General features: G+C 69.2%; 9 protein-coding genes. 3 read left to right on the top strand and 6 right to left on the bottom strand.

Annotated features, from left to right (window positions below):
* From ACTB72_RS19680 to ACTB72_RS19670, 3 genes are all read left to right on the top strand, one after another.
* The coding region (locus ACTB72_RS19680) for a S41 family peptidase (protein WP_463038719.1) at positions 1-780 on the top strand (780 nt) is incomplete at its 5' end.
* Between the two features lie 14 nt (positions 781-794).
* Positions 795-1,298: an RNA pyrophosphohydrolase gene (locus ACTB72_RS19675; protein WP_463038718.1), complete on the top strand. Its 504-nt coding sequence runs from the start codon at positions 795-797 to the stop codon at positions 1,296-1,298.
* Between the two features lie 138 nt (positions 1,299-1,436).
* On the top strand, positions 1,437-2,006 hold the full coding sequence (locus tag ACTB72_RS19670; RefSeq protein WP_463038717.1) for a VPLPA-CTERM sorting domain-containing protein: 570 nt from the start codon (positions 1,437-1,439) through the stop codon (positions 2,004-2,006).
* 63 nt (positions 2,007-2,069) lie between these two features.
* Here the strand turns inward: ACTB72_RS19670 and ACTB72_RS19665 are convergent, their stop codons facing one another.
* The 6 genes from ACTB72_RS19665 to ACTB72_RS19640 form a co-directional block, all read right to left on the bottom strand.
* A complete protein-coding gene (locus ACTB72_RS19665) occupies positions 2,070-3,002 on the bottom strand; it encodes an aminotransferase class IV (protein ID WP_463038716.1) in 933 nt (310 codons plus the stop codon).
* Between the two features lie 70 nt (positions 3,003-3,072).
* Positions 3,073-3,555, bottom strand: coding sequence for an N-acetyltransferase family protein (locus ACTB72_RS19660; protein ID WP_463038715.1), 483 nt, complete (start codon positions 3,553-3,555; stop codon positions 3,073-3,075).
* An 11-nt stretch (positions 3,556-3,566) separates the two neighbouring features.
* Positions 3,567-4,196 carry a glutathione S-transferase family protein gene (locus ACTB72_RS19655; protein ID WP_463038714.1) on the bottom strand — a complete coding sequence of 210 codons (630 nt, stop codon included), beginning with the start codon at positions 4,194-4,196 and terminating at the stop codon, positions 3,567-3,569.
* 88 nt (positions 4,197-4,284) lie between these two features.
* A complete protein-coding gene (atpC, locus tag ACTB72_RS19650) occupies positions 4,285-4,680 on the bottom strand; it encodes an ATP synthase F1 subunit epsilon (protein ID WP_463038713.1) in 396 nt (131 codons plus the stop codon).
* A gap of 24 nt (positions 4,681-4,704) precedes the next feature.
* Positions 4,705-6,123 carry a F0F1 ATP synthase subunit beta gene (atpD, locus tag ACTB72_RS19645; RefSeq protein WP_463038712.1) on the bottom strand — a complete coding sequence of 473 codons (1,419 nt, stop codon included), beginning with the start codon at positions 6,121-6,123 and terminating at the stop codon, positions 4,705-4,707.
* 15 nt (positions 6,124-6,138) lie between these two features.
* The coding region (locus ACTB72_RS19640; RefSeq protein ID WP_463038711.1) for a F0F1 ATP synthase subunit gamma at positions 6,139-6,941 on the bottom strand (803 nt) is incomplete at its 5' end.

Raw genomic sequence — 6,941 nt, 5'->3', positions numbered from 1 at the left:
GCCAACATCAAGATCGCCGCCGCCAAGGCGCGGGTCGAAGGCGATGTCGGCGTGCTGCGCGTCACCCAGTTCACCCAGCAGACCTTCGAGAACCTCAAGGAAGGCATCGAGAAGGTGCAGGCCGAGCTCGGCGGCGCGGACAACGTGAAGGGCTACGTGCTCGATCTGCGCAACAACCCCGGCGGGCTGCTCAATCAGGCGGTCGCGGTGTCCGACGCGTTCCTCGAGTCGGGCGAGATCGTCTCCACCCGCGGCCGCGACCCGCAGGACATGGACCGTTACAACGCCGAAGCGGGCGACCTCACCGGCGGCAAGCCGATGGTGGTGCTGATCAACGGCGGGTCGGCCTCCGCCTCCGAGATCGTGGCGGGCGCCCTTCAGGACCATCGCCGCGCGATCATCCTCGGCTCCAAATCCTTCGGCAAGGGCTCGGTCCAGACCATCATGCCCTTGTCCGGCAAGGGCGCGATCCGGATGACCACGGCGCGCTACTACACGCCGTCCGGCCGCTCGATCCAGGCGCTGGGCATCGAGCCCGACATCCTGATCGAACAGCGCGCGCTCGCCGCCAGCGAGGAGACCGATACCCCGCCGCGGATGCGTTCGGAAGCCGATCTGCGCGGCAGCCTGGAGAACGCGCTGACCGAGGACGAGCGCAAGCACCTGCAGGACGAACGCTCCCGTCACGAGGCCACCGCCGAGCTGCGCCGCAAGGACCTGCAGCTGGCCTACGCGCTCGACGTGCTGACCGGCCTGTCGGTCTACGGCGCGGATCGCTGAGAGGGGACCGGGCGATGAGCGCACGGCCCGAGCCGAGTCCCGAGGAGATCGCGGCCCTCCCCTATCGGCCCTGCGTGGGGCTGATGGTGCTGAACCGGGAGGGCGCGATCTTCGTGGGCCAGCGGCTCGATTTCCGCTCGGACGCCTGGCAGATGCCCCAGGGCGGGATCGACCAGGGCGAGGCGCCGCTCGAGGCGGCGCTTCGCGAAATGTGGGAGGAGACGGGGATCACCCGGGACAAGGTCACGCTGCTGGCCGAAAGCCGGGACTGGATCCCCTACGACCTGCCGCCGAGCCTGGTGCCGAAGCTGTGGAAGGGGAAGTATCGCGGGCAGAACCAGCGCTGGTTCGCCTTCCGCTTCCACGGCCCGGACCGGGACGTGAACATCGCGACCAGCCATCCCGAGTTCAGCCGCTGGGAATGGTCGCCGCGCGACAAGGTGCTGGACCGGATCGTGCCGTTCAAGCGCACCACCTATCGCAAGGTGCTGGCCGAGTTCGACCACCTCTGGCCGTGAGGACGGCGGTCCGGGGGCGGAAGGGTCGCGGCCTTTCCGTCCCTCGGCGCCTCCTTTTATAACTTGAACCAAAAATGAATGTAACTATGCTCCCGGGCGAGCGGTGGCCATCGCCGCGCCAGTCTGGAGAGAATATCCATGCGTCTCAGCGTGCTTGCCGCCACCGCCGCCCTTGCGTTGCTTCCTGCCGTCGCCTCCGCCAAGATCGTGATGACCTTCGAGGAGATCGGGTCCGACGTCGTCGCCAGCTTCTCGGGCAGCATCGACCTGACCGGCGCCTCGATTTACTACTCCGCAGGCGCGCCGGACGCTGCGGTCGCGCCGAGTCTGAACATCCTCGTCGTCGGGGCTGGCACGTTCGGCACGTTCTACAGCACCGGCGCCCTCGACGGGATGTTGTTCGATTCCGCTGTGACCGACGTTTCCTCAACAACGACTCGCACCGGCGATTTGGCCGGCCTTCGCGCCGACGCGATCTTCCTCCCCTACAACTACAGCGGGTCGGAGATCACCGGCTCCGCCACATGGACCGGGACGACGATCATCGGCATGGGCCTGAACCCGGGCTCCTACGTCTTCACCCTGCCCAACGACACGATGGAGATCGAGGTGGCCGGGGTCTCCTCCGTGCCGCTGCCCGCGGCGGCGCCGATGCTGCTGGGCGCATTGGGCCTGATGGGCGCGGCCGCGCGCCGGCGCAAAAGCTGACCCCTCCGGCGGGGCGGGGGGCGGCTCGCGGCCCCCGCTTCTCCGACCCAGGCGCCCCCGCGCTCAGCCCGCCGCGTAGTCCACCGGCGTCGCGCCCCAGCCCTCCGCATGCTTCGCCCAGTAGATCTCGCGCAGGCGGGCCGAGATCGGCCCCGGCCGATCGTTCCCGTAGATGCGCCCGTCGAGCCGCGACACCGGCATCACGCCGCCCGCGGTGGTGCACGTGAAGATCTCGTCGGCCTCGCGCAGCTCCGCTTCGGTGATGCGGCCTTCGCGGGCGGGGATGCCCAGCTCGGCGCAGAGGTCGAAGACGCTCTCGCGGGTGATCCCCTCCAGCGCGCCGCGATCCGGCGCGATCAGGGCGCCGTCCTTCACCATGAAGATGTTCCAGCCGGGCCCCTCGGTCACGAAGCCGTCGGTGTCGAGCAGCACAGCCGAATCCGCGCCCGCGTCCTCCGCCTCCTGCAACGCCCGGACCATGTCGCCCCAGTGGTAGTTCTTGATGGTCGGGTCGACGGACTCGGCCGGGATCCGCGGGGTCTTGGCCACGATCAGATGCACGCCGCGGGCCTGAAGCTCGGGGCTGAACACGTCGATCCAGGGCAGGGCATAGGCCATGAAGCGGTTCTCGATGAGGCTCGGCTTGCGCGGCATCCCCGGGGCAGGCACGCCGCGGGTGCAGACCATCGCCACATAGGCGTCGCGCAAGCCCGCCAGCGCCACGCAGCGATGCAGCACCCGGGCGATGCCGTCCGCATCCAGATCGATCCTCATGCGCAGCCCGGCCATCGAGGCCTGGAACCGCGCCAGATGCCGGTCCAGCCGGAAGAACGCGCCGTCCTTCACATGCACCACGTCATAGGTGACGTCCGAACGGGTGAACCCCCAGTCGACCGCCGACACGGTGGCCTGCGCCGCCGGCACATAGCGGCCGCCGACATAGGCGGCGCCGGTGGAAAAATCGGGTTCGGCCTCGGGCGCGCTGACATGTTTCATCGCCGGCTCCTGCATCATGGGGACGGCGAAGCATGGCAGGGGTCGGGGCGGTTGGGAAGCGCGGCGCCTCTCAACCAGCCGTCAGCCGCTTGCGCTTGCTGATCCGGTCCACCGGCGTCCCGTCCGACAGCGGCACGCCCCGTTCCGCCGAATGGTCGACGAAGCCCATGCGGCTGTAATAGGCGAGCCCGCCGACATTGTCGGCGCGGATCGTGGCGTCGATCTCGCGAAATCCCCGCGCGCGGGCCATCGCCTCGGTCCGCGGAAACAGGGTCGAGCCGATTCCCCCCTGCGCCGCATCCAGCGCCACGAAGCTCGCGATCAGCGCGAGCCCGGGGTCGCCCGCATCCGGCGAAATCCACTGGAAGCCGACCACCCGGCCCGCCTCATCCTCCGCCACATGCGCGAAGCAGGGCGCAACCGCCTTGGAAGCGAGATAGGCGACCGCCATCGGCGTCTCGTAGGCGGTGGAGCCGCCGCGCGCGATGATCGGATCGATCACCGCCTTCATCGCGGGCGCGTCCTCTTGCGTGGCGGGACGGACGGAGATCATGGCGGGCCTCCTCAGACCAGGACGGACGTGGCGCGAAAGCTCTCCCGCGCCGCCATCCGCTTCGACCAGGCGTGCAGGCGCGGGCGCCCGGCGAGCAGGGTGCCCGCCTCCGGCGCGCGGGCGAAGGCGGCGATCATCGGGGCGAGATGGAGGTCGGCGAGCCCCGGCGCGCCCCCGGTCAGGAAAAGACCCGACCCGGCCAGCCCCTCCAGCGCGTCGAGCGCGCGCCGCGCGGTCTGCAGCCCCTGGCGCACCAATGCCGGGTCGGCGGCGCGGCCCTCATGCGGGGCGAAGATCTTCTCGGCATAGACCTGCCGGACCATCGGCCAATAGGCGTAGGCGTCGGCCACGCCGATGATCTGGCGCATCCGGGCCCGGCCGAGCGCGTCGGCGGGTTGCAAGGGCGGACCTGCGAAGGCTTCGTCGACATATTGGCAGATGGCGGCGGTCTCGTAGATCACCGCGGCGCCGTGGACCAGCACCGGCACCCGGCCGAACGGGTGCAGCGCGTCGGCCCCGCCGGGCGCGAACGGATTGACCTCCACCCAGTCGGCGGCGACGCCCTTCTCGGCCAGCGCCAGGCGCGCGACCCAGGCGTAGATGCTGCGATGGTATCCGTGCAGCGTCACCGGCGCGGTCATGGTCCCGTTCGCGTCCCCGCTTCGACGACGACGCCCCGCGCGATGCTCGCGCGGGGCGCCCTGGTCTTCCGTCCGTCGTCAGCTCAGGTCAGAAGCCCATGGTCTGTTTGAGAAAGCGGAAATCGCTCACCGCCTGCGCGGTGATGATCTTCGCTTCGCCCGACGCGATCTCATGCGCCTTTTCAGCCGCCTCGATCTTGGCGTCGAACCATTCGGCCGAGGCGTCGGCGGCCGGGATCGCCTCCTCCGCCAGCACCGCGGCGCCGGCGGGGGAGATCTCGGCGAACCCGCCCGTCACCAGATAGCCCGTCGTGGTCGCGCCATCCCGCACCGTCACCACGCCGGGGCGCAGCGGGGTCAGGAACGGCGCGTGCTGAGGCATCGCCGTCAGGTCGCCCTCGGCGCCCGGGATCTGGATCGCGTCGGCCTCCCCGGAGGCGACCATGCGCTCCGGCGAGACCAGGTCATAGGCGAGCTTCGCCATGTGTGCGCTCCCGTCCGTTCAGGTTCAGGCCGCGGCGGCGGCGAGCTTCTGGGCCTTGGCCACCACTTCGTCGATGTCGCCGACCATGTAGAAGGCGGCCTCGGGCAGATGGTCGAACTCGCCGGCGCAGACGCGCTTGAACGAGTCGATGGTCTTCTCGATCGGCACCTGCACGCCCGGCGAGCCGGTGAAGATCTCGGCCACGTCGAAGGGCTGGCTCAGGAAGCGCTGCAGCTTGCGCGCCCGCTGAACCGTGACCTTGTCCTCTTCGGAGAGCTCATCCATGCCGAGAATGGCGATGATGTCCTGAAGCGCCTTGTAGCGCTGCAGCGTCTCCTGAACCTGACGGGCGACGAGGTAGTGCTCCTCGCCGACCACGCCCGGATCGAGAATGCGCGAGGTCGAGTCGAGCGGATCCACGGCCGGGTAGATGCCCAGCTCGGAGATGGCGCGCGACAGAACCGTCGTGGCGTCGAGATGGGCGAAGGACGCGGCCGGGGCCGGGTCGGTCAGGTCGTCCGCCGGCACGTAGATCGCCTGCACCGAGGTGATCGAGCCGTTGCGGGTCGAGGTGATCCGCTCCTGCAGCTGACCCATGTCGGTGGCGAGCGTCGGCTGGTAGCCCACCGCCGAGGGGATGCGGCCCAGAAGCGCCGACACCTCGGAGCCCGCCTGGGTGAAGCGGAAGATGTTGTCCACGAAGAACAGCACGTCCGCCCCGGACTGGTCGCGGAACTGCTCGGCGATGGTCAGGCCGGTCAGCGCGACGCGGGCGCGGGCGCCCGGCGGCTCGTTCATCTGGCCGTAGACCAGCGCCACCTTGGACTTGGTCAGATCGTCGAGGTTGATGACGCCCGACTCGATGAACTCGTGATAGAGGTCGTTGCCCTCGCGGGTCCGCTCGCCGACGCCGGCGAAGACCGAGAAGCCCGAGTGCACCTTGGCGATGTTGTTGATCAGTTCCTGGATCAGAACCGTCTTGCCCACGCCCGCGCCGCCGAAGAGGCCGATCTTGCCGCCCTTGGAGTAGGGGGCGAGCAGGTCGATGACCTTGATGCCGGTGACGAGGATCAGCGACTCGGTCGACTGCTCCGCGAAGGTCGGCGCCGGCTGATGGATGGAGCGGGTCTCGGTGTGGTCGACGGGGCCCTTTTCGTCGATCGGCTCGCCGATGACGTTCAGGATGCGGCCCAGCGTGCCGTCGCCCACCGGCACCGAGATCGGAGAGCCGGTGTCCTTCACCGGCTGCCCGCGGGTCAGACCCTCGGTGCTGTCCATGGCGATGGTGCGCACGGAGTTCTCGCCCAGATGCTGGGCGACCTCGAGCACAAGTCGCTGGCCGTTGTTGTCCGTCTCGAGCGCGTTGAGGATCGCGGGCAGATGGCCGTCGAACTGCACGTCGACGACGGCGCCGATGACCTGGGTGATCTTGCCGGTCGGCATGTGACTCTCCGTCCCTTAGAGCGCTTCCGCGCCCGAGATGATTTCGATGAGCTCCTTGGTGATCGCAGCCTGACGGGAGCGGTTGTACTCCAGCGTCAGACGGTCGATCAGGTCGCCCGCGTTGCGCGTCGCATTGTCCATGGCGGACATGCGCGCGCCCTGTTCGGATGCCGCGTTCTCCAGCAGGGCGGTGAAGACCTGCACGGCGATGGCGCGCGGCAGAAGATCGGCGAGGATCGCCTCTTCGTCCGGCTCGTAGTCGTAGAGCACGGGCGCGCCGTTCTCCAGCCGGTCATCCTCGATCGTGTCGAAGCTGGCCGGAATCAGCTGCCTGGCGGTCGGGATCTGCGTCATCACCGACTGGAAGCGGTTGAAGAACATCGTGGCGACGTCGAATTCGCCGCCCTCGAACCGCGCCATGACGTCGAGCGCGATGTTCTGCGCCGAGGCGTAGTCGATGCGCTTGATGCCCGACAGGTCCACATGCCCGACGAACTTGTCGGCGTGGTCCCGGCGCAGCTGATCGCGGCCCTTGCGGCCCACGGTCAGGATCTTCACCGTCTTGCCGTCGGCCAGCAGCTCGCGGATGCGCAGACGGGCCAGCCGCACGATGGTGCTGTTGAACCCGCCGCACAGGCCGCGTTCCGCGGTGGCGACGATCAGGAGATGCACCTGATCGTCGCCGGTTCCGGTCAGCAGCTTGGGCGCCATGACCGGGTTGGACCCGGCCGCGAGCTTGCCGAGAACGCCGTTCATGCGGTCCGCATAGGGACGCGCGGCCTCGGCGGCCTCCTGCGCGCGGCGAAGCTTCGCCGCGG

Source organism: Albimonas sp. (genome assembly GCF_055129145.1).
Note: the sequence above shows the minus strand (reverse complement) of the source record. Positions and strands in the feature narration are given on the sequence as shown.

What these genes read in the sequence shown, in the direction of transcription:
- ACTB72_RS19675 (WP_463038718.1), top strand. Translation starts at nt 795, where the DNA reads ATGAGCGCACGGCCCGAGCCGAGTCCCGAGGAGATCGCGGCCCTCCCC.
- ACTB72_RS19670 (WP_463038717.1), top strand. Translation starts at nt 1,437, where the DNA reads ATGCGTCTCAGCGTGCTTGCCGCCACCGCCGCCCTTGCGTTGCTTCCT.
- ACTB72_RS19665 (WP_463038716.1), bottom strand. Translation starts at nt 3,002, where the DNA reads ATGAAACATGTCAGCGCGCCCGAGGCCGAACCCGATTTTTCCACCGGC.
- ACTB72_RS19660 (WP_463038715.1), bottom strand. Translation starts at nt 3,555, where the DNA reads ATGATCTCCGTCCGTCCCGCCACGCAAGAGGACGCGCCCGCGATGAAG.
- ACTB72_RS19655 (WP_463038714.1), bottom strand. Translation starts at nt 4,196, where the DNA reads ATGACCGCGCCGGTGACGCTGCACGGATACCATCGCAGCATCTACGCC.
- atpC (WP_463038713.1), bottom strand. Translation starts at nt 4,680, where the DNA reads ATGGCGAAGCTCGCCTATGACCTGGTCTCGCCGGAGCGCATGGTCGCC.
- atpD (WP_463038712.1), bottom strand. Translation starts at nt 6,123, where the DNA reads ATGCCGACCGGCAAGATCACCCAGGTCATCGGCGCCGTCGTCGACGTG.